Source organism: Ancylobacter amanitiformis, from assembly GCF_030814815.1.
Taxonomy (GTDB): domain Bacteria; phylum Pseudomonadota; class Alphaproteobacteria; order Rhizobiales; family Xanthobacteraceae; genus Ancylobacter; species Ancylobacter amanitiformis.
This window is the reverse complement of the sequence record NZ_JAUSVR010000026.1, coordinates 1-23,064: the sequence shown is the minus strand read 5'-3', so window position 1 is coordinate 23,064 and position 23,064 is coordinate 1. Positions and strand designations below refer to the sequence as shown.

Sequence of the window (23,064 nt, the reverse complement as noted above, 5' to 3'; positions counted from 1 at the left end):
TCAGGCCCGGTCGTCCGCGGTCCGCATCGATTCCGCCTGTTCGGCGCGGATCAGCTGCGGCAATCGGGAGAGCGCCTCCACCTCGAAATCCGCCGCTTCCGCGTAGGTCTCCTCCTGCATCCTGAGCGCCTTGAACATGGTCAGGGGCGTGATCGGGCGCGCCTCGAGCTCGCGGGTCAGCTTCTGCGTCGGCAGACGTGCGACGCGGGCGACACGGAAGCCGAAATTCTTCGCGCCGCCGACGTCGAAACCGTTGGACGACACGAACAGAACGTTCTCCGGCTTCACCCCGAGGGCTTCCTCCACCATCTCGTAGGCGCGGGGATGCGGCTTGAAGACCGCTTTGGAATCGACGCTGATCACCTCGTCCAAAAGCTCGGCGATACCGGCATTGGCGACGAGGCGCTGCAGCATGCCCGGCGCGCCGTTGGAGAGGATGGCGAGCCGGAGCGGAGCGAGGTCCTTCAGGCACTGGGCCGCGTCGGGATAGGGCCGAAGCCGATTATAGGCCTCCGCCATCTCGGCGAGGAAGGCGGCGTCCGGCTCGCGACCGAGCGTGTTCAGCGTGTAGGCCAGGGCTTCCTGCGTCACGCTCCAGAAATCCTGGTAGCGCCCCATGAGCGAGCGCAGCCAGCTATATTCCAGCTGCTTCTGCCGCCAGATCTGCGTGATGTACTCGCCATATCCGGGATAGGCGCGCTCGGTCGCGTCGGCGACCGACTGGACGTCGAACAGGGTTCCATAGGCATCGAAAACAACGGCTTTGATCATGTCGCGTCTCATTTCAGTGGTGGGCGGGGCCGGTCGACGCGTCGTCGCGCAGGCCGGTATTCGCCCGGAAGATGACTTCATCGAACTGCGCTTCCGAAACCGGGTCGCGCCGCGACAGGAGCGCGCCGAGAATGGCGCCGAGAAAGCCGATCGGCACGCTGGCAACCGCCGGGTTTACGATCGGAAACAGCGCGTCGGCACCCATGAAGGCCGGCCCGAGCATCGCCAGCGCCACCGAGGAAGCCAACCCCGCCGTCATGCCCGCGACAACGCCGACGGTATTGAACCGGCGCCAGAACAGGGACAGAACGATGACCGGGAAATTCGCGCTGGCCGCGATCGAAATCGCCAGGATCACCAGCACCGCCACGTTGATGCCCTGCGCCAGCAGGCCGAACAGGATGGCAAAGGCGCCCACCGCGAGCGTCGCGATCCGGGCCACCTTCACCTGCTCGCGCTCGCCCACCTGCCCGCCGCGCATCACGTTCACATAAAGATCATGCGCGATCGCGCCGGAGGTGGAGAGCGTCAGAGCCGCCACGACGGCCAGGATGGTCGCGAAGGCCACGGCGACGACGACGGCGAGAAAAATCTCCCCGCCAAGGCTGCCGGGACCGCCGCCGAGATACTGCGCCAGCAGCGGCAAGGCGAGATTGCCACCCTTGTCGGCGGCCCGGATGACGTCCTGCCCGACCAGTGCGGCCGAGCCGAGGCCGATCAGGGTGGTCACGAGGAAGAACGCACCGGCGAGGAACATCAGCCACACCGCCGAGCGCCGGGCGGTCTGGGCGTCGCGGACGGTATAGAAGCGGGTCATGACGTGCGGCAGGCCGGCGGTGCCGAAGGCAAAGCTCAGCCCGAGCGAAAGCTGATCCAGCGGGTGCTTGAGATAGTTGCCCGGCGCCAGGAGCTGCGGCCCGTAGCGCGTCTCCGCCGCGCCGAACACGGCGAGAGGATCGAAGCCGAACTGCGCGAGCAGCAGGGCGACCAGCACGGTGGCGGTGCCGAGCAGCAGGACGGCCTTGATGATCTGCACCCAGGTCGTGGCCAGCATGCCGCCGAACACGACATAGACCAGCATGCCGATACCCACGCCGACGATCGAGATGGCATAGGGCACGCCGAGCAGCAGCTTGAGCAGCGCCGCCCCGCCCGCCATCTGCGGCACCAGATAGGCCAGGCTCACCACCACCGTGCCCAGCACCGCCGCAAGCCGGGCCTGCGGGCGCTGCATGCGGAAGGCGATGACGTCGCCGAGCGTGAAACGCCCGGTGTTGCGGATCGGCTCGGCCACCAGCATCAGGATGGCGAGGAAGGCGACGAGCGCGCCGGCGGCATAGAGAGAGCCGTCCATGCCGTAGAGCGCGGCGAGGCCGGAGAAGCCGAGAAAGGCCGCCGCGCTCATCCAGTCGCCGGCCAGCGCGAAACCGTTCTGCAACGGGCTGAGATTGCCATGCGCGGTATAGAAATCGCTGACGGTGCGGGTGCGCCGCGCCGCCCAATAGGTGATGCCGAGGGTGACCGCGAGGATCACCACGAAGATGGCGAGGGAGAGCAGTTTCATCGCGTGCCCTCCCGTGTGGCGGCATCACGCGCGGTCGCGGCAAGCGGATCGAAGATGCGATGGGCCGCGAGCGTGTAGAGCAGGGCGGCTCCCCAGGTCACGAGATAGATGGCGATAACCAGCACGTAGCCGACGTTCAGCGCGCCGAAGGCCTTGGCCGCCATGAACGGGCGGGCATAGCCGGCCAGCAGCAGCGTCAGGAAGAAGAAGCCGAGCGAGACGCCGAGCAGCCAGCCGATGATCTGGCGCTTGGCCTGGATCAGCCGGCGAAAGGTCGGGCCTTCGGCACGTGCATGCCAGTCGGGCATGCGAACGGCGAGAGGGGGCGAGCCCCCCACGGCCGGTTTGCGCACCGGCGCGGAGTGGATTGTCATTGGGCGTTTCCTTTGGTCTTGTTATGGGCCTTGTCCTGCGGAATGGCGCCGCAATCTGGCTCGCCATGCATTCCGCAACTTGCATGCCACCGCCGTGATATGTGTAATATCAAAGAGTTAGATGAATTGGCTTGCCCCATAGATGCATAATTGCATCGCGTGATGCGATACTGCATCGGAAAGAGTGCCATGCGCCTGCCCATTCAACCCTCGGCGGCTGCGCCGGATCTGCCGCTGACCGAGGGTGATTTCAGCGAGATCATTCGCAATTCGTTCGACGGTATCTTCGTCGCCGATGGCGAGGGACGCACGCTGCTGGTCAATCCCGGCTGCGAGCGCAATTACGACTTTCGGGCCGAGGATGTCGTCGGCCGGCTGGTCGTCGAGCTGGAGGCGGACGGCCTGATCCGCCCGGTCATCGCCCCGCGTGTCATCGCCACCGGCCAGCGCGTGACGGCGCTACAGCGCACCCATACCGGCAAGACCATTCTCGCGACCGGAACGCCGCTCTTCGACGATGAGGGGCGGGTGCGGCGGGTGATCATCAACTCGCGGGACACGACCGAACTCGACCAGTTGCAGGCCGAGCTGTCACGCATCCGGCACGATCTGGCGCGGGCGGAAACGGAAGTGGCGCAGCTGCGCCAGGAGGGCCTGCCGCCGGACGGCCCGGTTTTTCATGGCGACGCGACGCGGCGGATCGCCGATCTGTTGCGGCGGGTGTCGGCCTCGGATGCCACCGTGCTGCTGACCGGCGAGTCCGGCGTCGGCAAGGAAGTGTTCGCCCGCCTCGTGCACCGCGAGAGTCCGCGCGCCAACGCCGCCTTCATCAAGATCAACTGCGGCGCGCTGCCGCGCGACCTCATCGAATCCGAGCTGTTCGGCTATGAGGCCGGCGCGTTCACCGGCGCGCACAAGAACGGCAAGCCCGGCATGCTGGAATTGGCCAATCATGGCACGCTGTTTCTCGACGAGATCGGCGAACTGCCGCTCGACATGCAGGTGAAGCTGCTCCACGTGCTGCAGGATCGAACCGTCGCGCGGCTCGGCTCCACCCGCTCCATGCCGCTCGACATTCGCATCGTGGCCGCGACCAATCGCGATCTGGCCCGCGCGGTCGAGGCCTCGACCTTTCGCGCCGATCTGTTCTACCGCCTCAACGTGGTGCCGGTCGTGGTGCCGCCGCTGCGCGAGCGGCGGGAGGATATTCTGCCCCTCGTCCGCCAGGCGCTTTCCGGTTTCAACGCGCAATATCGCACCCCCAAGCAGTTTTCCCATGCCGCCGCGCTGGTGCTGGTCGCCTATGACTGGCCAGGAAACATTCGCGAGTTGCGCAATCTGGTCGAGCGGCTGGTCGTGACGTCGCCCGGCACTGTGATCGAAGCCGAGGAACTGGGGATCGCCGCGACGCCAGCGGGGCCCGACCACCCGGAGGCGCGCGGCGTCGGGCGCGTTGAGCTGGACGGACTCGGCCTCGACGAACAGGTGCGCCGCTTTGAAGCCGCCCTTATCGAGAGCGCGCTGCAACGCTTTTCCACGACCCGGGGTGCGGCGCGCCATCTCGGGGTGAGCCAGTCCACCATCGTGCGCAAGATGAAGGGGACGGGCGAGACGCGGCGCTGAAGCGGCCGCGCGGGTCGATATCTTCTCTTGTGTATTTTTAGAACGAACGTTTTAATTGGCAGATAAGCTTCCTCCGACAGGGCGTTCCGCACATGAGGCATCTCAGGCTTCCGGCCTTTCCGCTCCCCGCTGCCGAGATCGACCTGATCAGCGGAACCATCGCCGACTTGCAAGTCGGCTATCAAGAGGGGCGCTTCTCCGCTTGCGACGTCGCGGCGGCCTGTCTGGCGCGGATCGCCCGGCTGGAGCCCTATCTGAACGCCTTCATCAGCGTGAACATGGCGCTCATGGACGATGCCGCGCAGATCGATGCCGAGCGGCAGGCCGGCGTGCGAAAGGGCCCGCTCCATGGCGTGCCGATCGTCATCAAGGACAATATGAACGTTGCCGGCATCCGTACCACGGCGGGTTATGCGGGCTTTGCCTCGGATGATCGGGTTCTCGACCCGTCCGGCGCGGTCTTCAACGGCATCGATCTGATCCCGGAGCGTGACGCCAGCGTGGTCGCGAGGCTCAAGCAGGCGGGCGCGCTGATCGTCGGCAAGAGCAATCTGCCCGATTTCGGCCTGGACGGGCTGCGCGCCGATTCGAGCTATAATGGCGACACGCTCAACCCCTACGATGCGCGCTTCGCGCCGGGGGCGTCGAGTACGGGGAGCGCGGCGGCAGTCGCGGCCGGATTTGGCATCGCATCGCTCGGCACCGACACAGCCGGCTCCATACTGTTCCCGGCCTCGGCGCAAAGCCTCGTCGGCCTGAAGCCGAGCTTCGGCATGGTGCCGATCGACGGCGTGTTCCCGGGCCTGTCCAGCCATCACGACGTTGCGGGACCCATTGCCAGGACCGTGGCCGATGTTGCCATCCTGATGGACGTTCTCGCCGGGCCGACGCCGGCCGACCCCCGCACCGCGCGTCGCGCCGGCACCCCGGATTTCGCGGCCGCCCTGAATGCCGATGCCTTGAGGGGAGCGCGGATCGGGCTGTTCGAGCCTGGCCAATGGGCGCCCGACCTGCATCCCGCGATCGCGGAACATTATCGCCTGATGACCGATGTGCTGTCAGGGCTCGGGGCGGAGCTGATACCCGTGGTGTTTGCCGATACCGACTGGCGCGCGCGCTGGGAGAGCCGAACCTCGTTCGTCGCCACAAACTCCTATCTCGCCGGCGTAGATGCCTATCTCAGCGCCTTGGGCGGCTCCAACCCCTCCTCGCGATCAGCTTTCAGGGAGCGCGCCGGCTTCGAGATCGGCGCCGGCACCACCGCCCCCTTGCACGGACTTCTGTCGAGCGCGGCCATCAATGTCGGCGCCGATGATGCCGGCATGATCGCGGTCATCGAGCAGGCGCGCGCCTTGCGCGCGCAGTACGAGACGATCCTGCGCGACAAGGGCATCGATGCCCTCTTCTTCCCCCGCTCGGTCAATCCGCTGCCCGATATTGGCGGCGATACGCTGGCCTATCTCGGCGATCAGGTCGTCGGCACCGAGATCAACGAGATGGGTCTTCCGGTCGTCACGGTTCCCGCCGGTTTCCTGGAGGATGGGCGCCCCATCGCGGTCGACATCGTCGGACCCGCGATCGACACCGACGCGGCCATTCTGGCGTTCGCCTATGCCTTCGAGCAGGCGACCCGGCTGCGGCGCGCCCCGGTCTTGCCCGGCGAGCGGCCGACCCCCTGAAACGCACGGCGCCAAAACGATCCGGTTGCGGATACGCCAGATAAGGATGGCGTCATGCTATCGCCGCAACCCTCCCGGAGATATAGAATGGACATTATAAAACAGCCCGGCAAAGGCTGGCGGAGCGCGTACGAGGACGTATGTGACACAGGCGGATCGCGAGAGTGAGTGGGCCGCCGACATGCGCGCTGCACTGGCGGGCGATGCCGATGCGTATCGCCGGTTTCTGCAATCGGTTACGCCACACCTGCGCGCCATGGCCCGCGGGAACTGCGCGCGATACGGAGCGCCGGTCAGCGATGCCGAGGACGTCGTTCAGGAAGCGCTGCTCGCGATTCATCTGAAACGCCGGACATGGGACCCTGCACGGCCGATCTCACCCTGGATTTCGGTCATCGTCCGCAACAAGCTGATCGACATGCTGCGCCGCTCGGTCCGCCTGACCGTACCCGTCGACGAACTCGCCGACGTGCTGGCCGCCGAAGAGCCGGTCGACGAGTTGCCCGCCATCCAGATCGGGAGCCTGATCGGCAGGCTGAAGGATCGCCAGCGCGCCGTCATTCAGGCCGTCAGCATTGAAGGCTGCACGACCCGCGAGGCCGCCGCCCGCCTGAGCATGAGCGAGACGGGCGTTCGCGTGACCTTGCACCGGGCGCTGAAGGCTCTCGCGGCGCTGCATCAGGCAAACCTGGGATAGCCAGTATATTTGAGCCCGGCATTTGCTGGAGCGGATTGAGGTTGAATTTTTCGGGCTCGATCGTCCGTCGTTTGCAGATGAACTCGTACGGCGTGAGGCCTTTGAGGGTCTTGAGCCTGCGGTCGAAATTGCAGGCCGCGACGACGTCGGCGAGGTGGCGTTCGAGCTGGCGATGGTCGTCACAGTGGTACCGTTTGACGGTCGCGTCCTTGATGGTCCGGCTCATCCGTTCGACCTGGGATGCCGTTGTCGGTGAGAACGGTGGCGACCCTTGCGCGGCTACACAGACCCGACCGGCCAATATCGGCCGACGACGCCCAGAGGCTGGCCAAGATGCCTATTTCCCGCCTGCCAACGCCGACGCAACGCTCTGCCTCGAGGGTTCTTTTGACTGCGACGCGGCCGTCGTTCACGACGCGCGCCAGCCCGGCCAGACTACAGAGCAAAGTCGACGCTCCGGACCTCCGCTCCCTCCCGGCCCAGCCGGTTGATGCGGACGATATGCGGCTCGGCGTCGAGCAGCCCCAGCGCGTATTCGGGGGCGGGCCAAGGCGTATCGCTTTGAAGGCGGGCAGGAGCAATGGTCCTTTTGGCACCCACAGAATCGTCGCAGCCAACAAGCACGTGCTTTCAGGTTGCCCGATCCCCGATTGCGGGCGTCTACGCCAGCCTGATATTCCCGCCCAAATACACCGACGAATTGCTCTTCCCCATCCCATGCCGCCGACAGATTCCAGATCAGAACGAGGGCATCCCCAGCGGCGGCAACTCGGGCCCGTCTCGGATCGGGCATGGAAAGGCCCGGGCTTTTGCCAGCCGGGGATCAAGGGAGCGCCCGCGCGCATCCGTCAATTTTGGACGTCTGGTCACCAAACTCGGACCTACGGACGGACGTCCTACTCTAAAATTGAACCAGACGATTTGATTGCGCGCTCTCTTGGCATAAGTCGAGTAAGTTTATTTTACTTCGAAAATTACGATGAATAATAATAGAAATATGTAACTATAATTTCATATGCGATATCTATTTGTATTTACGATGTACAATTCTAATTGATGCGGCCATTATTTCGTAGCGGAATAAGGCGATATTGATCGTGGCGGTGGCACAGGTGGGAACGATGCGGATTAAACGTTTTATACTATCCTTTTCCCTGATTGTTGGCATTGGGATCGCCGCCGGGTTGCTATCGCATCCCGCGGATTCGCAGACGGCGGTTACAGTAGACTCGATCGCCGACGCTCAGGGCAATCTTCATGTGCCCGCCGAGTATCGGACCATCTATCAATATCTGGGCACTTGGGCGGTTGCCGCGAAACAGGCCGCTGGATCCGAGCAAATTCACACGGTGTACGCCTCTCCTGGCGTTATCGATGAATATCAGAAGACGGGTAAGTTCCCTGAGGGGGCTGTTCTGGTCAAAGAAGTGTTTCAGGCGAAAACCGACCGCATGACTACGGGAACTGTCTCGCGGGAGGATAAGCTTGAAGGGTGGTTTGTGATGGTGAAGTCGAGCACAGATAAATTTCCCGAGAACAAGCTGTGGGGTGATGGTTGGGGCTGGTCCTGGTTTGATGCCGATAATCCGACGAAAACGACATCTACAAATTACCGGGCAGACTGCCAGGGGTGCCACATTCCCGCCAAATCGACCGACTGGATTTACGTACGGGGCTACCCGCCGCTCAGCAAGTGAAGCGGCCGAGTCAAGATACCTACCGTTTCGCTCCAAGCTCAGGACACATTGATCAGGGCCAGAAGATGACGGTTGCGGCGATGCCGATGCCCCGGAAGAAATTGTGGGCGCATCGGTCGTATGGGGTGGCGACGCGTCGGAAGTTCTTGAGGCCGCAGAACATGCGATCGATGGCGTTTCGGTTGCGATAGAGCACCGGGGAGAAGCAGTTCTGCCAGCGCCGGTTGGCTTTGGGCGGGATGTTGGGCATGGCGCCGCTCTCCTCGACCTGGCGACGGATGGCGTTGCTGTCGTAGCCCTTGTCACCATGGAGGATTCGGGCGGCCGGCATCTGCTTCAGCAGAGCCGATCGCGCCGTGCAATCGGCGACCTCGCCTCCGGTGAGCAGGAAGGCGATGGGCCGGCGGATTTCAGGACCCGGACGATGCCGCGCGGCGGTCATCGACGCGGGGCTTGCCGCGCGTATCCGTCGGCAGATGCGGTGCGATCCGCGCGCATTGCGCATCCGTGAGCCAAAATGATCCCGGTTCATCCCGACGTTCTCCTGGAAGCCGTGAATCATGGCCAACCAACGACGCCAACCCATTTATGGGTCTGGCCCCCAGTAGATCATGTCCCTAACGGGACTGCCGCTTGTGGGCTCTGTATTCCGAGGGATCAGTACCGTACGTCTTTCGAAATACGCGCGAAAAACCGCTCCGATTATTATATCCGACAATACGTCCGATCTGATCGACCGAGAGATCGCCAATGGCGAGCAGGGAGGCTGCATGCCTCATGCGTATGTGACGCAGCGTGCTCATCGGGGGGGTGCCGAAAACCGCCTGGAAACGCGCCATGAAGGCAGAGCGACTGAGACCTGCACTCTGTGAAAGAGATTGAACGGAGTGGGCGAATTCGGGCCGTGCGACCATATCGGAGAAAGCGCGGGCGATCTGCGGGCTTTGCAAGAGCGAAAGCCTCTCCACCCATTCGTTCATCGACGTCATTGATCGGCGCAGGAGCACGATGAGGACTTCTTTAAGCAACGTCGCTGTCATCGCCTTCATGCCTATTTCCTGGCGAATGAGTTCAGCAACCGCGGCTTGAAGTTGAGGGGCCAGCGCCGTCGTTTCGTCGAATTTTTCGATAATCGGCGTTGAAAGACCGGAAAATAGATCAAGAGATCCTGCATAGCTTGCCTTGACGTAACCGCACACAAGCATGATTTGCGAACATGCACCGTCCCCGGCAGCCAGTCTCTCGACATGGTTGGGTCCCCCCGCCGGCACCCCCATTCGAACGGTCTGCCAGTTTTCCGAGCTAACCGGGGGGCCTTCGATCACGAGGGGCGTCTGGGCCGGGAGAATAACGAGCGTATGGGGCTCCAACGCGATCGGCGCGCGTCCGGCGATGATTAAGCGCCCGCTGCCGGCAATATTATAGTGGATCCCCGGGGCTGGCGACCCCAACATCTCCAGTTTCCAGCCGGCGTCCACGACACATTCGAATAGATCGACAAAATCGACTTCCAGTGTAAAAAGGAGTTCCTCAAGATGCGTGCGTGAGATGCGTGCAAGAGGTTGATCGGTCATTGGACGTCAACGCTCTCTTTTCCGCCGATCTGAGTTGCCATGACGCTAAACAAGCGGCACTTCCTTCGTCGCCGGCGCGAGCTTTTGTCACCGTTCGAAGCCATAAGATCAATCCGCGTCATGAGCTGGTGCATGCCAGGTATTGTGCAACGGCAAGGCTCTGAATTTAACTATGTCGCCGACGAAATGGAAGTCTGCCAGAAGCGCAGCGCGGCATGTGCGATTCCGATTTGCCTGCGTCAAAGTTGCGGCGCGAGGACAATGCGGCCATTGAGATCCCGATTCTCCATCCGCTCGTGTGCGGTCACTGCCGCGCTGAAGGGAAGTACATCGACTTCAATGTCGCACAAGCCCGAGGCTGCGGCTTTCAAGGCAGCCTCGAGACCTCGCCGGAGAGCCTGCGGGTGCGACGGCAGAAGGGCGCCCGCATTGAAGCCGGCCACGGTCGTGCTGCCCAGCCAAAGATCGTTGGTCTTCATACCGTGCGCCCAGTCACCGCTGGCATTGCCGGCGACGATGAGACGGCTGCCCGGCTTCATCAACGCAAAGCTCTGGCTGCGGACGGTGCCGCCGACGGGGTCGATTATGACATCGAACTTTTCGCCGTCGAGCACGCCGGGCAATTCGGCGGAATCGACGATCCGATCATATGGCAGCTTCGTGTTCGCCGCTGCTTCGATTTTGCTCGAACGAACCGTGCCCACGACCCGGGAAGCGCCGAGTTGCCTTGCGATGCCGGGAAACGCGGAGGAGAAGCCGCCAAGTGCGCCGTGCACGAGAACGCTCTCTCCCTCGGCGAGATGAGCAACCAGGGTAAGGGCGACGTGAGCCATCGCGGCGTTCGGGATGACCGAGACGGCGAGCGCGGGATCGATGCCGGAGTTCTCGATGGACAGGACGCCGTGGACGGGCGCGATATAGATCGAGGCATAACCACCCGTGCCGGCGCCGGCCGACATCGAGACGATTTTCTCGCCAATCGCGAACCCGGTCACCCCATCGCCGAGGGCGCGCACCGTGCCGGCCACCTCGAGGCCGGGAACGAACGGCGGCTGCGCCATGCCGGGCACATCCTTGAACTGTCCCTGGCGGAAAAGAATGTCGATGAGACCGACCGCCGCGTGGGTGACGTCGATCGCGATCTGGCCCGGTCCCGGCATGGGATCCGGTAGCTCGACGACAGCAAGGACGCTCGGGTCTCCAAACTGAGTGGCCTGGATAGCTTGCACGGAATGTCTCTCGAATTGACTGAGTAGTCACTCATTAAATGAAGAAAAATTCAACTGACCGCTTGCCAGAGGGCTTCGAACCCCGCTTCGCGGATGCTTTCGGCGTTGTCGCGATCGCGGATCATGAAATCGATCGTGGTCCCTGCCATCGTTTCGACAAGGGCCCCGACATAGGCCAGGGGGGCATTCCGTAACGCGCCGCTGGATCGCGCGCGGCGAACGATGTCGACCGCCGGACCGGCCACGATCGCTGCCGCTTGCCGGCTCGCGTCCGTGATCTGATCCGACACCCCGAGCTGGGCCAAGGCCCGCCGGCCGGACGGATTGAGAACGCCCCAGCCCGTCCAGCTCGTCCACAAATGATGCAATTGCGCGCGAACGTCGCCGTCGCCGGGCATCGTTTCCAGAATCGCGTCGGAGAGTTCCGTCTTCAACGCGACGTATAGCTCATTGAGCAGTGCGGATTTCGTTCCGAAGTAGGTGAATACCGATCCGTGCGGCACCTTAGCCCGCTTGGCGATCTCGGCGGTCGCCGCGCCAAGCCCGTGTTCGGCAACCAATTCCATCGCCGCCGTCAGGATCGCATCACGTTTCTCTTCGCTTCGGGGGCGCGCCATGTGCAAACATCCTCGGTCAAATAAATGACTGCTCACTCGCGCATTGTCAAGAAGGATGTCGACCTCGCGCGGGAAGCGCCCGCGCTCCGGGGATGTGGTCGGGGCTCCCACTTCCGCGCAGTCAGTCAGGCCCCCCAATTCGGATCGCTCTCGGGCGTTGGCACCTAAGCCGAGCGCGCTTCGCTGGTCGTGGCCGGTGCCGCTTCCGCATTTGGTTGAGGGGCCGTGCGTAAAACTGGGCCGGAGGCGGCAATGTCCTGCGATATGGCTTGGAGGCGCTGCTGTAGCCGTGGCGCGACAAAATCGAGGAAGGCGCGCAATTTCAACGGCTGTTGCTGGTGCGGGGCGTGGACCAGATGCACGGGCATGGGCGGAGGCGCCCGATCCACCAATATCGGCACGAGTGAGCCCGCCCTTACGCTTGCCACCGCCTGATAGGAAAGCACACGGGCGATTCCGACTCCGGCGACCGCGCCGCCCACGACGCCCTCCGCGGTGTTGACCGAGAAGCGTGGGGTGATTGTCACCTGCTGCGCGGCATTGCCGTCGACGAAGGGCCACTCACGATAACGTCGCAGTCCTTCGAATGCGATGCAATCATGGGTGACCAATGCGGCGGGCGTTTCCGGCTCGCCCCGTCGTTTGAGATAATCCGGGCTTGCGCAGACGGTCCACCAGACCTCACCGACCCTGCGCGCGACCAGCGCGCTGTCGGGCAGGCGGCCGATCCTGACCGCGACGTCGACGTGCGTTTCGATGAGATCGATGTTGCTGTCGGAGAGCACGAGCCGCACGGTCACGTCGGGATAGGCGGCAAGGAAATCGTGGATGATCGGCGCGACATTGAGCGCGCCGAACGCGATCGGCGCGGTGACGAGCAACTCGCCGCGCGGCGCACGATACTCGCCCGAGGCGGCGCGCTCTGCCTCGGACAGTTCCTCGAGCACCCTCCGTGCCGAGGCGACATAGGCCGCGCCGGCCTCGGTGAGCAGGAGTTTGCGGCTTGTGCGGACGACGAGTTGCGAACCGAGAAAATTCTCAAGGTCGGAAACGCGGCGGCTGACCGTGGGGAGCGGCACGTTCAGCGACCGGGAGGCGGCGGACAGGCTGCCTCCATCAACCGCTGCGACCAGCGTGCGCATTGCCTCGAACCTGTCCATTTCCCTCTCGTTTTGCGGAAGTGAGACTTTCGACGTTAGCGCCTGCTGGGCAGTTTCGGAAGGGGGTACTCCAATTGGGCGAGAGCGAAACAACCGATCCAGGAGAAAACACGATGTCCCGCATCCCGACCCCCGCCACCGAACAGGCCCCCGAAAAATCGCAGCCCCTGCTGGCGGCGGTCCAAAAGCAACTCGGCACCGTGCCGAACCTGTTTCGTATCGTCGCCAACAGCCCGGCGGCCCTGGAAGGCTATCTTGGCCTCTCCGGCGCCCTCGGCAAAGGTGCGCTAGCCGCGAAGACCCGCGAGCGGATCGCGCTGGCGATCGCCGAGGTGAATGATTGCGGCTACTGCCTGTCCGCCCACACGTACATCGCCCGTAACCTCGCCAAGCTCGATGACGCGGAGATCACTGCGAACCGAAGCGGCGCCTCCAACGATGTCAAGGCGGACGCCGCCGTGCGCTTCGCCGTCAAGCTGGCCCGGGGGCGCGGACAGGCGAGCGACACCGATATCGCGGCACTCAAGCAGTCGGGATACTCCGATGCGGAGATCGTCGAAATCATCGCCCATGTCGCGCTCAACACCTTCACCAACTACGTCAATGAAGCGCTGAAGACCGAAATCGACTTCCCGGTCGTGACGGTCCGGACAGCTGCGGCCACCTGATCCTTCCCACAAGCTCAGCAAGAGATGATGAGGGCGTGAAGCCGCGCCCGCAAACCCTTCCTCGCGCCCGAAATCAAGGAGCCTTCCCATGACCATTCGTTTCAACACCGTCGATGTCGATGGCCTCAAGCTGTTCTACCGCGAAGCCGGCGATGCGAGCCGCCCCACCGTGCTGCTGCTGCACGGCTTCCCGAGCGCGAGCCACATGTTCCGCGACCTGATCCCCGAGCTCGCCGAACATTATCATGTCGTCGCCCCCGATCTGCCGGGCTTCGGCATGACCGAACAGCCCGCCCGCCATCAGTTCAGCTACACTTTCGAGAACATCACCAACGTCGTCGATCGCCTCACCGAGGTCCTTGGCCTGACCAAGTACGCCATCTACGTGTTCGATTATGGCGCTCCGGTCGGCTTCCGGCTGGCGGTCAAGCACCCCGAGCGGATCACCGCGATCGTCACCCAGAACGGGAACACCTATCTCGAAGGGGTCTCGGACGCTTTCGCGCCGGTCATGACCTATTGGAACGAGCCGACCCAGGCTAACCGTGACGCGCTGCGCGGCTTCCTGGCGCCCGAGACGACGCTCTTCCAGTACACGCACGGCGTCGACGATCCGACAAAGGTCTCGCCGGACGGTCGCAACCTCGACGATTTCTATCTGTCGCGTCCCGGCAATGACGAAATCCAGCTCGACCTGTTGCTCGACTACCAGACCAACGTCGCGCTCTACGACACCGTTCAGGCCTACCTGCGCGGCCATCAGCCGCCGGTGCTGGCGATCTGGGGCAGGAACGATCCGTTTTTCATTCCGCCGGGCGCCGAGGCGTTCAGGCGCGACGTGCCGGCGGCGGATGTTCGCTTCGTCGACAGCGGGCACTTCGCGCTCGAAACCCACGCCGCCGAGATCGGCGCGGCGATGCGCGAATTCCTCGCCAAGCACATCGACTGATCGACGCTGATTCGGGCGCTGCCTCCTCTTCGGCGCCCGGATTTCCATGAACATGGGACGGCTGCGCCCGTCCAGGATTTCCGGAGACCGACGATGACCAGCGCCCGAGACGTGGTTCGCGACTTCTACGACAAGCTTTCCAAAGGCGACGCGCCGGGCGCGCTCGGCCTTATGGCGCCCGACATCGAATGGACGACGATGTGGCACTACAAAGTTGACGGGCGCGGCCCCGAGAAGGTCGCCGAAGGCCTGTTCAAGCCGCTGATGGCGGAATGGTCGAGCTTCGCGCTGGTGCCGACGGAGTTCATTGCCGAAGGCGAGACCGTCGTCTCGCTGGGGGAATTCACCGGCGTGCACGGCGCGACGGGAAAGACCTCGCGTGCCCGCTATGCCCATGTCTGGACAATTCGTGACGGCAAGATCACCACCTTCCGCCAGTATATCGATACGCTCGCGATCGCCGAGGCTCGCGTCTGATGGAACGTGTGGCGATCGTCACGGGTGCAAGTCGCGGTATCGGGCGCGCGACGGCCGTCCGGCTGGCGCGCGATTTCAGCGCCCTGGTGCTGGTGGCACGAACCCGGGAGGCCTTGGCCGAGACGGCCGAGACGGTCCGGGCCGCAGGTGCAGAGCCGCTCGTTCTGGTCCATGACCTGCGCCAGCCGGATGCGGCGGGAGCGGTCGTCGCCGCGACGCTCCAGCGCTTCGGGCGGATCGACGCCGTCGCCTGCATCGCCGGCGCGGTCTCGCCGGCAGACCTGTTCGCACTGACCGACGAACAATGGGACGACGGGTTGGCACTCAAATTCCACTCCGCCCGGCGTTTGACACTCGCGGCATGGGATGCGCTCAAGGCCACGCAGGGTTCGGTCGCGATCACGTCGGGTACGTCAGCCTATACGCCCAAGGCGTCGCTCGCCGCTGTCGGTACGATCAACGCGGCGATCCTCGCGCTTGCCAAGGCCTTTGCCGACCGGGGCATCGCGGACGGGGTGCAGGTCAACACGATCCTGCCCGGATCGGTCATGACCGACCGCCGCCAGACGATGCTTCAGGCCTATGCCGACAAGCACGGTCTCTCGCTCGATGCGGCAATCGATCGGCTCGCGGCCGAGATGGGCATCGCCCGCTACGGGCAGCCCGAAGATGTCGCCAATGCGATTGCCTTCCTCTTTTCGGCGGAAAGCCACTGGATCACCGGTACGGCGCTCCGGGTCGACGGCGGCGAAACGAAGGTGCTTTGACCTCGCGGGTGAGTGCGGGATGGCGAGGCGGGCCTGCCTGGCTCAGTCGATATTTCAGAAAGGCTCGCTGGCGGCGATCGTCAGCGAGCCTTTTCGATTTCGGAAGGGCTCGTCCGGCGCGTCAGGCGCCGGTGGACTTGGCAGCCATGGTCGCCTTGGCCCACCAGAGCAGTTCGTCCAGAGCCGTCGTCGTCGACGGCAGGAGATTCGTCTCGATTTCCTCGATCGGCTTGTTCCCGAAAGCCGGATGCACGGCGAAGAAATCGCTTCCGCCGATATGGGCGGTCGCATGCGTCGAAACCATCTGAAGCTCGATGCCGATCAGGCGAAGATGCTCGATCGCCCGCACGCCGCCGGTGCCACCATAGCCGATGGCGGTGAACGGCTTGCGGGTCCACTCCTTGTAGGCCTGATCGAGCGCGTTCTTCAAAACGCCGGTGATCGAGTGATTATATTCCGCGGTCACGAAAATGTAGCCGTCGAAACGGGCGATCGTTTCCTGCCAGCGGATCGCCTCGGGGTTCTGGCTCGGCGCCCACAGGTTGGAGGCGACCTCGTCAAAGAACGGGAGCGGATGGTCGCGCAGGTCGACCAGCTCCACATCCATGTCACCGCGGGCCTGAGCCTGCTTCAGAATCCATTGCGCCGGCACATCGGCAAATCGCGTGGGCCGGGTGGAGCCGACGATGACGGCAATGCGGGGTTTGGAACTCATGCTGTCCTCATATATTCTGGTATCCTGGAGTAACCAGATTACGAGGAGTGCTTATGCCGGGACAAGGAGGCACCTTGGCGAAACCAGATGTCCACGAGGATACCGCCCGGTGCGAACATATCAGTCGGATGCTCGCACGGATCAGTGACAAGTGGAGCCTGCTGGTGGTTCGCGTGCTCGGGCATGGGCCGCGTCGTTTCAATGCGTTGCGCCGCGACGTCGGCGAGATCAGCCAGAAGGTGCTGGCATCGACCCTGCGGGAGCTGGAGCAAAACGGCTTCGTTTCGCGCACGGTCACGCCGGTCAATCCGCCCCAGGTGGAATACGCCCTGACGGAACTGGGGCGTGAGTTCCTGATGCCCGTGCAGGCATTGGCGGAGTGGGTCGTCGAGAACGCGCCGCGCATGGATGTGGCGCGCGACGCTTATCTCAAACGTCGCGCGGAAGGCTGATCCCTGGCTGGCGCCACGATGATCAGCCATCACACACGCCGCTTCCATAAAGCGATAGGAAGGGTTCCGAAGTCAGGCGCTTCTGGCGGATAACGGAAAGTCCTACATGGATATCGAAGGAGATAATCATGAAGAACAGCCATTTCCTCAAGAACCCCGACGCTCTGGCAGCGCTCTCGCCGGAACAGTATCGCGTGACGCAGCAGAACGGCACCGAGCGGCCTTTCGTGAACGCGTATTGGGACAACAAGGAGCCCGGAATCTACGTGGACGTCGTTTCCGGCGAGCCGCTCTTCGCGTCGGTGAACAAGTTCGCGAGCCGCTCTGGCTGGCCGAGCTTCACCCGGCCGATCGAAGGTGCGACGATCGTCGAATATGTCGACGACAGCCATGGAATGCGTCGGACCGAGGTCCGGTCGGGCGGCGGCGACAGTCATCTCGGCCACCTCTTTCCGGACGGTCCGGCGGCGGAGGGTGGGATGCGCTACTGCATCAATTCCGCGTCGCTGCGCTTCATTCATCTCAAGGATCTCGAGGCGGAAGGCTACGGTGAGTACCGGCGGCTGTTCGAGAACGAAGGAAAGGTTTGAGCCATGTCGAACAAAACACAACGCGCCGTTCTCGCGGGCGGCTGTTTCTGGGGCATGCAGGATCTGATCCGCAGGCAACCGGGTGTCGTCGGCACACGTGTCGGTTATTCGGGCGGCAACGTGCCCAACGCCACCTACCGCAACCATGGCACCCATGCCGAGGCGATCGAGATCATCTTCGACCCCGATCTGACGAGCTATCGCCGGATCCTGGAGTTCTTTTTCCAGATCCACGATCCGACCACGAAAAACCGCCAGGGCAACGATGTCGGCGCCAGCTATCGTTCCGCGATCTTCTACACGGATGACGCGCAGAGGGCGGAGGCGGAGGAGACGATCGCCGATGTGGAGGCGTCGGGGCTGTGGCCCGGCAAGGTCGTCACCGAGGTCTCGCCCTTGGGGGATTTCTGGGAAGCCGAGCCCGAGCATCAGGACTATCTGGAGCGGATCCCGAACGGCTATACCTGCCACTTCATCCGGCCCGGCTGGAAGCTGCCGCGCCGCGTCGATGCGGCCTGAGACATAAGACGACGCCGGACTGAAAGATGAGACGGCGCCGGAAGCCCGCAAACGGGCTTCCGGCGCTTCCCGATCACCGTCCGCGGGGGGCTTCGTCGGAAGATCGCGGGGGGCCGCGGCCGTGCGCAGGCGACGGGGCGACCGGCTGGCGTTTCTTGTTACGTCCGGATCGCACCCGTGGGCCCAAACCGCTCCGTCCGCACGTTGCTCGCCCTGTGGCCCATCGCGACGAGATGCTCGGCGATCGTTTCGACGAATGCCGTCGGCCCGCAGACGTAGACGTCCGGGTCACCCGCGGGGGTGAATTGCCGGCGCGTCAACATCACACGGTCGATCCGGCCTTGCTCTCCGGCCCACCCCGACGGAGTCTCGCGGGTCAGCGTGTGGGTGAGCGTGAAGTGGGTGGTCTGCGCGGCAAGCCGATCGAGTTCGCTGCGATAGATGATCTGGTCGATACTCCTCGATGAGTAGAGCAGGCGGGCATGCTGCGTCGCGCCGGCTGCGGCGCGGGACCGCAGCATCGACATCAGCGGCACGATGCCCGAGCCGCCCGCGATCAGCAGCAAGCCATAATCATGCTCCGCGGACCAGGCGAAATAGCTCCCGATCGGTCCACGGATCTCGATCTGGTCACCGATGCGCAACTCCTCATGGAGGAAGCCCGAGACCTCTCCGTCAGGCACGGCATCGATGGTCAGTTCGATCTGCGGACTCGTACCGGCGCCGGAGGCGATCGAGTAGCTGCGCTGCGCGACATAGCCATCCTCGGCGGTCAGGCGCAGATCCACGTGCTGTCCGCCGAGGTGGCCGGGCCATCCGGGAACCTCGAAACGGATCGTCTTCACGCTGGCCGTCTCGGCGCGGATCGCGGTCACCGTCGCGACGCGCCATTGGGCGGCTGCCATTGCCGCGCCGATCATAGGTCGCCCTCGTAGCGCTGTTCCCGCCAGGGATCGCCGCGAAGGTGGTAGCCGTGCGATTCACAGAAGCCCGGGGTGTCGTTCTCGCGAAAGGCGAGACGCCGCACCCATTTCGCGCTTTTCCAGAAATAGAGGTGTGGCACGAGCAGGCGGGCCGGGCCCCCATGAGCGGGGAGGAGCGGCAGATCGTCAAAATGGGTCGCGATCATCGCGCGCGCCTCGATCAGGTCGCCGATGAGCAGGTTGGTCGTGTAGCCGCCATCGCAATGCGCCATGAGGAAGCCGGTCGGCGCCGCATCCAGCCCGGCGGCGCGCAAGAGGTTGTCGATGGTCACCCCGCGCCAGCGCGTGTCGAACTTGGACCATTTGGTGACGCAGTGGATGTCGCAGGTGATCTCGGTCTGCGGCAGGGCCTCGAACTGCTCCCAGCTCCATTTGCCCAGCAGCGATCCGCCGTGCTGCAGGGCAAGACTCCAGCGATCGAGCCGTGTGTGCTGGGTCGGGCCGGTGGTCAGCACGGGAAATTCCGGCGTCAGGAACTGGCCCGGCGGCAATCTCAGGCGATCGGCGTCGCCCTCGCGGCGCCTGCCTTTGAAGCCTCTCGTCACAAGCACTGCGATCTTCCTCCTCGGATGATGGATAAGGTCGTCGGCAGCTTTGCGAACCGAGTAATTCCCAAACGGCAGCTCGCGTGAACGGACGCCGACAAGCGTATCAATGTGGGGCTCGGGTGGCCATGAAGCGAAGCACGAGCTCGGCGATTTCGCCGTTCTTCTCATCCAACGCGAAGTGGCCGGCGTCCAGCAGGTGGATCTGCGCGTCGGGAAGGTCCCGTCTGAACGCCTCCGCACCGGCCGCGATGAAGGAGGGGTCGTTGACGCCCCAGACGACGAGGGTGGGGGGCCTGTGCTCGCGCAGCCATGCCTGCCAGGTGGGATAAGAGGCGACATTGGTGCGGTAGTCGTAGAGCAGCGCCGACTGGATCTCGCGCTGCCCGGGCGCGGAGATATGCGTGAACTCGTCGGTCCAGCTATCGGGGTTGTAGAGTTCCGGATGCGCGGTGCCCGCGATGTGGCGCTGCTTCGTGGCCTCGAACGACAGGAAGGCGTCGATGACATCCGGATGCGCCTGAGGATTTTCCCAGTACTCCGCGATCTTCGCCCATTTCGGCCCCAACCCCTCACGGTAGGCGTTGCCATTTTGGACGATAAGCGCCTGCAGCCTCTCAGGGTGAGACATCATGATCCGGAAGCCTACCGGCGCGCCATAATCTTGGATATACAGAGAATACTTCGTCATCTCAAGTTTTTCCAAGAAACGCGCCGTCGTCGCCGCAAGATGATCGAACGTGTATTCATATTCTACCGGCGGCGGCGCATCGCTGTGACCGAAGCCCGGAAAATCCGGAGCGATGACGTGATGGGACTTTGCGAGAAGCGGGATCAGTGCGTCGTACTGCCGGGAGGAAGACGGAAAGCCGTGCAGCAGGACGATGGTCGGGGCGTCGCGCCGGCCGGCTTCGCGGTAAAAGATTCGGATCCCGTCGACCTGCTCATAGTGATAGGTCGTGGGGGGCGCCTCCGGTGCTGCGGCAACCGACGGGCCGGATAAAAGAGTGGCGAGCCCGATCGCCGCGAGTTTCAGTTTCATCATGGTTGCCTCCCGAGAGGTCGTGTGTCGTAGCGCTCACTTGGGCAATCTGGCCCTTGAGGCGAGCAGGAGCGTGACCGACGCCGCGAGCAGGACGAGGTCTTTCAGAATAAATTGTCCGGTTCCAGCCGAAATGGCGGGGAAACCGCCGAGGGACGGCTCGAACACACCCGGCGTGCTGATGAAGAAGGTCAGCGTGATGAGGTAGGTCGCGGTCGACATGGCGGCGCCAAGGGCGGAGAGCAGCGGAACGAATGCACCGACGGTCAGGGCGGCGGCGGTCGACAGTTCCAGCACCCCGATTGCCCAGGACGCGCCTTCAATCCCGAACAGCGTATGCATCCAGGCCATGACCGGGCTGTTCGCGATCAGCGGCGCGATGCCCTGCGCTTCGTAGCCGGTAAACTTCATGCAGCCGAACCAGACGAAGATCACGACCAGCGACCACCGCAACGGGGCCAGGATGGACATGGAGCCGAAATTTCGTTCGGCCACGATGGTGCCGTGAAACCCCTCGGGGGCGGTGCCGATGGTGTGGGAATGAAACTCTTTCACGGTCTTCTCCATTACCTGCTTGGTAGGGTTTGGCGGTTTCCCGCCCTGTATCGGATGATCTGGCGCTCGCTACCCCAGCGTGGTTATCGGCAATGGAAGGGGCGTGAAGGGCGGCACCGCTGCTTGCCGCCGCGCTGATCGATTGACCGTAGGTTCAAGAACGGCGATCGACCGAGGGTGCGCGGCACCCTTGATACGGCTTATTCGCGGCGAGACTCCCCCCGGGGGTTGTCGGATGCCTGCCGGTACCCCCGGCCGTGTCGACGCCTTGGACGCGCACAGCGCGGTTCGGACCGAACCTAATCCAGCCACCGCCGCGCCGGGGGTCGCCGCGTTGAGGTGCGGTCATCGCTCATCTCGCGGACCCAGGCCATGGCGGCCGGCGTCCGCGAGATGAGGTGTCCAGCGGGACTGGAGAGCGGGAATACAGTCGGGAGTACAGTGAAGAGGGTTGGCCGGGAGTTCTGTGAGATTGGACACGAAGCGGCGCGTTGCGGCTGCGTACGCAGGCTGTGATCCAGATTCCCCTGAGAATTTCCGCGAAAACTTCTCCACTTCATCGGGACATCAACCGGATGAGGTCGAAAATATTCCAGCACGGCATTTTAGCGCCGCGCAGACCTGCCGTAGATCCATTCCCTAGCGTTCGTCCCTCTCATCATGTGCCAAGTCCATGGTTCTTTCAGCGCCTCGCGAGGTCTACGAGGTGGCCTGGAACCTAATGATCGAGACGCGGGTAGAACTGCGTCCAGACATCATCCTTCTTGGCGCTGGCCATATGGCAATAGGCGCACTCGCCGATGGGACGAGCTTTCGCGGTCGGCGCTTTGGGCTCATGGTGATTGAAATTGAAGTAGCCCCAGCCGCCAGTCTCGGCGAAACGCTTACTGTCTTTGACCGTGACATCCGCACCATTCAAGGCACCCGGGAAATAACCCCGCCCCGAAGGCTCGGTTCTGGAACCATCCGGATTCTCCGCCGGCAGCGTGAGCTGCAGCTCCTTGAAAAAGGTCGTACCCTCGGGGAATATATTCGTCTTCTGATACGTTTCGTATGAATCAGGGTCCATGTAGACATTATGATATTCGGGAAAATTCGCCGCGCCATCGTTAAGAGCGTTTGGCGTGAGCGGCGAGCCGACGAATACCCATTTCTCGAAATTCTTTGGCAGAATCAGCTCGCCTGATGCGGTGTATTCGGGTTTGTACTGAACCCTGCCGTCGGTGTTTGCCGTCTGGGCGATAACGCCGGTTGTTATTGCCGACACTGCCGCAACAATAACTGCAATCGTTACTGAATATTGCATTTTCGTTCCCCCAAACACTGACAATTGCCGAGACCTTAAGCGAGAGAGCGGTTCAAGGAGTCCGAAAGAAAGCGCCGATCGTCCAAATCGCGCTGCCCCCGTGATCGTCGGCGATCGCGGTTTTCCTTGGACGTTTGGGCCACATACCCATCAGCGGGATCCTCTGCGGGGTGGTGTTCTGATTCACTGATCTCAGCCTTGGAGGGTGAGATGGCTCGCTTTGACCTGACGGATTTCGAGCGGTCGGTGATTGAACCGCTTCTGCCGACGAAGGTGCGCGGTGTTGCGCGGGTGGATGACCGGCGCGTTTTGAACGGCCTTTTCTGGCGCCCGCGCACCGGGGCGCCGTGGGCCGACATCCCGGCGCGCTAGGGCCCTCATACGACGTGCGTCAACCGTTTCGACCGGTGGCGCACGGCGGGCCATTGGGCGCGCATTCTGCGAGCCGTATCAGCTTCTTACGATGGCGACATCCAGATGATCGACGCCTCGTCGATCCGCGTGCACCAGT

General features: G+C 63.4%; 24 protein-coding genes and 4 pseudogenes. 12 read left to right on the top strand and 16 right to left on the bottom strand.

What is annotated here, in order from left to right; all coding sequences use genetic code 11:
- Genes QOZ99_RS20965 through QOZ99_RS20955 form a run of 3 tightly spaced genes read right to left on the bottom strand, consistent with a single transcriptional unit; the run spans nt 1 to nt 2,709 of the window.
- A complete protein-coding gene (locus QOZ99_RS20965; protein ID WP_306891939.1) occupies nt 1–771 on the bottom strand; it encodes a haloacid dehalogenase type II in 771 nt (256 codons plus the stop codon).
- Nucleotides 772–784: 13 nt separating this feature from the next.
- Complete coding sequence (locus QOZ99_RS20960) at nt 785–2,335, bottom strand: solute symporter family protein (protein ID WP_306891938.1); 1,551 nt, start codon at nt 2,333–2,335, stop codon at nt 785–787.
- Nucleotides 2,332–2,709 carry a DUF485 domain-containing protein gene (locus tag QOZ99_RS20955; protein ID WP_306891937.1) on the bottom strand — a complete coding sequence of 126 codons (378 nt, stop codon included), beginning with the start codon at nt 2,707–2,709 and terminating at the stop codon, nt 2,332–2,334. The genes QOZ99_RS20960 and QOZ99_RS20955 overlap by 4 nt, the downstream gene beginning before the upstream one ends.
- Nucleotides 2,710–2,898: 189 nt before the next feature.
- On the opposite strand from QOZ99_RS20955, the gene QOZ99_RS20950 reads away from it, so the two are divergent.
- From QOZ99_RS20950 to QOZ99_RS20940, 3 genes are all read left to right on the top strand, one after another.
- Nucleotides 2,899–4,332, top strand: coding sequence for a sigma-54 interaction domain-containing protein (locus tag QOZ99_RS20950; RefSeq protein WP_306891936.1), 1,434 nt, complete (start codon nt 2,899–2,901; stop codon nt 4,330–4,332).
- 92 nt (nt 4,333–4,424) lie between these two features.
- Nucleotides 4,425–6,011, top strand: coding sequence for an amidase (locus QOZ99_RS20945; RefSeq protein ID WP_306891935.1), 1,587 nt, complete (start codon nt 4,425–4,427; stop codon nt 6,009–6,011).
- A 181-nt stretch (nt 6,012–6,192) separates the two neighbouring features.
- Nucleotides 6,193–6,708 (top strand): sigma-70 family RNA polymerase sigma factor, encoded by a 516-nt coding sequence (locus QOZ99_RS20940; RefSeq protein WP_306891934.1) that lies wholly within the window; start codon nt 6,193–6,195, stop codon nt 6,706–6,708.
- A 7-nt stretch (nt 6,709–6,715) separates the two neighbouring features.
- Here QOZ99_RS20940 and QOZ99_RS20935 read toward each other — a convergent pair.
- A pseudogene (locus tag QOZ99_RS20935) lies at nt 6,716–6,961 on the bottom strand (IS481 family transposase); the annotation flags it as partial.
- A gap of 844 nt (nt 6,962–7,805) precedes the next feature.
- Here QOZ99_RS20935 and QOZ99_RS20930 point away from each other — a divergent pair.
- A complete protein-coding gene (locus QOZ99_RS20930) occupies nt 7,806–8,405 on the top strand; it encodes a cytochrome P460 family protein (protein WP_306891933.1) in 600 nt (199 codons plus the stop codon).
- A gap of 52 nt (nt 8,406–8,457) precedes the next feature.
- Here QOZ99_RS20930 and QOZ99_RS20925 read toward each other — a convergent pair.
- The 6 genes and pseudogenes from QOZ99_RS20925 to QOZ99_RS20905 form a co-directional block, all read right to left on the bottom strand.
- Nucleotides 8,458–8,808: pseudogene (locus QOZ99_RS20925) on the bottom strand (transposase); the annotation flags it as partial.
- A gap of 19 nt (nt 8,809–8,827) precedes the next feature.
- Nucleotides 8,828–8,977: pseudogene (locus tag QOZ99_RS22375) on the bottom strand (transposase); the annotation flags it as partial.
- A 45-nt stretch (nt 8,978–9,022) separates the two neighbouring features.
- Nucleotides 9,023–9,979 carry an AraC family transcriptional regulator gene (locus QOZ99_RS20920; protein WP_306891932.1) on the bottom strand — a complete coding sequence of 319 codons (957 nt, stop codon included), beginning with the start codon at nt 9,977–9,979 and terminating at the stop codon, nt 9,023–9,025.
- Between the two features lie 239 nt (nt 9,980–10,218).
- Nucleotides 10,219–11,208: a quinone oxidoreductase family protein gene (locus QOZ99_RS20915; protein ID WP_306891931.1), complete on the bottom strand. Its 990-nt coding sequence runs from the start codon at nt 11,206–11,208 to the stop codon at nt 10,219–10,221.
- A 50-nt stretch (nt 11,209–11,258) separates the two neighbouring features.
- A complete protein-coding gene (locus QOZ99_RS20910) occupies nt 11,259–11,825 on the bottom strand; it encodes a TetR/AcrR family transcriptional regulator (protein WP_306891930.1) in 567 nt (188 codons plus the stop codon).
- 164 nt (nt 11,826–11,989) lie between these two features.
- A complete protein-coding gene (locus tag QOZ99_RS20905; protein WP_306891929.1) occupies nt 11,990–12,985 on the bottom strand; it encodes a LysR family transcriptional regulator in 996 nt (331 codons plus the stop codon).
- 113 nt (nt 12,986–13,098) lie between these two features.
- Here QOZ99_RS20905 and QOZ99_RS20900 point away from each other — a divergent pair, with 113 nt between their 5' ends.
- The 4 genes from QOZ99_RS20900 (at nt 13,099) to QOZ99_RS20885 (ending at nt 15,846) form a co-directional block, all read left to right on the top strand.
- The gene (locus tag QOZ99_RS20900; RefSeq protein WP_213375129.1) at nt 13,099–13,653 is read left to right on the top strand and encodes a carboxymuconolactone decarboxylase family protein; all 555 of its coding nucleotides are present in this window, start codon (nt 13,099–13,101) and stop codon (nt 13,651–13,653) included.
- Between the two features lie 88 nt (nt 13,654–13,741).
- Nucleotides 13,742–14,602, top strand: a complete 861-nt coding sequence (locus tag QOZ99_RS20895) for an alpha/beta fold hydrolase (protein ID WP_306891928.1) — start codon at nt 13,742–13,744, stop codon at nt 14,600–14,602.
- 93 nt (nt 14,603–14,695) lie between these two features.
- Nucleotides 14,696–15,079 (top strand): nuclear transport factor 2 family protein, encoded by a 384-nt coding sequence (locus QOZ99_RS20890; RefSeq protein WP_306891927.1) that lies wholly within the window; start codon nt 14,696–14,698, stop codon nt 15,077–15,079.
- Nucleotides 15,076–15,846: an SDR family oxidoreductase gene (locus QOZ99_RS20885; protein WP_306891968.1), complete on the top strand. Its 771-nt coding sequence runs from the start codon at nt 15,076–15,078 to the stop codon at nt 15,844–15,846. Before QOZ99_RS20890 ends, QOZ99_RS20885 begins: the two co-directional genes overlap by 4 nt.
- Nucleotides 15,847–15,967: 121 nt before the next feature.
- Here QOZ99_RS20885 and QOZ99_RS20880 read toward each other — a convergent pair whose 3' ends face one another.
- Complete coding sequence (locus QOZ99_RS20880; RefSeq protein ID WP_306891926.1) at nt 15,968–16,561, bottom strand: NADPH-dependent FMN reductase; 594 nt, start codon at nt 16,559–16,561, stop codon at nt 15,968–15,970.
- A gap of 74 nt (nt 16,562–16,635) precedes the next feature.
- Between QOZ99_RS20880 and QOZ99_RS20875 the strand changes: the two genes are divergently transcribed.
- The 3 genes from QOZ99_RS20875 to msrA all read left to right on the top strand — a co-directional run bounded on the left by QOZ99_RS20875 (nt 16,636) and on the right by msrA (nt 18,122).
- A complete protein-coding gene (locus tag QOZ99_RS20875; RefSeq protein WP_370876905.1) occupies nt 16,636–17,013 on the top strand; it encodes a winged helix-turn-helix transcriptional regulator in 378 nt (125 codons plus the stop codon).
- 128 nt (nt 17,014–17,141) lie between these two features.
- Nucleotides 17,142–17,603 carry a peptide-methionine (R)-S-oxide reductase MsrB gene (gene msrB / locus QOZ99_RS20870; protein WP_306891925.1) on the top strand — a complete coding sequence of 154 codons (462 nt, stop codon included), beginning with the start codon at nt 17,142–17,144 and terminating at the stop codon, nt 17,601–17,603.
- Between the two features lie 3 nt (nt 17,604–17,606).
- Entirely contained in the window at nt 17,607–18,122 is a 516-nt protein-coding gene (gene msrA, locus QOZ99_RS20865) for a peptide-methionine (S)-S-oxide reductase MsrA (protein WP_306891924.1), read from the top strand.
- A 158-nt stretch (nt 18,123–18,280) separates the two neighbouring features.
- Here msrA and QOZ99_RS20860 read toward each other — a convergent pair whose 3' ends face one another.
- The 5 genes from QOZ99_RS20860 to QOZ99_RS20840 form a co-directional block, all read right to left on the bottom strand.
- Entirely contained in the window at nt 18,281–19,042 is a 762-nt protein-coding gene (locus QOZ99_RS20860) for a ferredoxin reductase (RefSeq protein WP_306891923.1), read from the bottom strand.
- Nucleotides 19,039–19,656, bottom strand: coding sequence for a molybdopterin-dependent oxidoreductase (locus QOZ99_RS20855; RefSeq protein WP_306891922.1), 618 nt, complete (start codon nt 19,654–19,656; stop codon nt 19,039–19,041). Before QOZ99_RS20855 ends, QOZ99_RS20860 begins: the two co-directional genes overlap by 4 nt.
- A gap of 100 nt (nt 19,657–19,756) precedes the next feature.
- Complete coding sequence (locus tag QOZ99_RS20850) at nt 19,757–20,695, bottom strand: alpha/beta fold hydrolase (RefSeq protein WP_306891921.1); 939 nt, start codon at nt 20,693–20,695, stop codon at nt 19,757–19,759.
- A gap of 33 nt (nt 20,696–20,728) precedes the next feature.
- Nucleotides 20,729–21,259, bottom strand: coding sequence for a YkgB family protein (locus tag QOZ99_RS20845; RefSeq protein WP_306891920.1), 531 nt, complete (start codon nt 21,257–21,259; stop codon nt 20,729–20,731).
- 706 nt (nt 21,260–21,965) lie between these two features.
- Complete coding sequence (locus QOZ99_RS20840) at nt 21,966–22,553, bottom strand: cytochrome P460 family protein (protein ID WP_306891918.1); 588 nt, start codon at nt 22,551–22,553, stop codon at nt 21,966–21,968.
- Nucleotides 22,554–22,763: 210 nt separating this feature from the next.
- On the opposite strand from QOZ99_RS20840, the pseudogene QOZ99_RS20835 reads away from it, so the two are divergent.
- Nucleotides 22,764–23,064: pseudogene (locus QOZ99_RS20835) on the top strand (transposase); the annotation flags it as partial.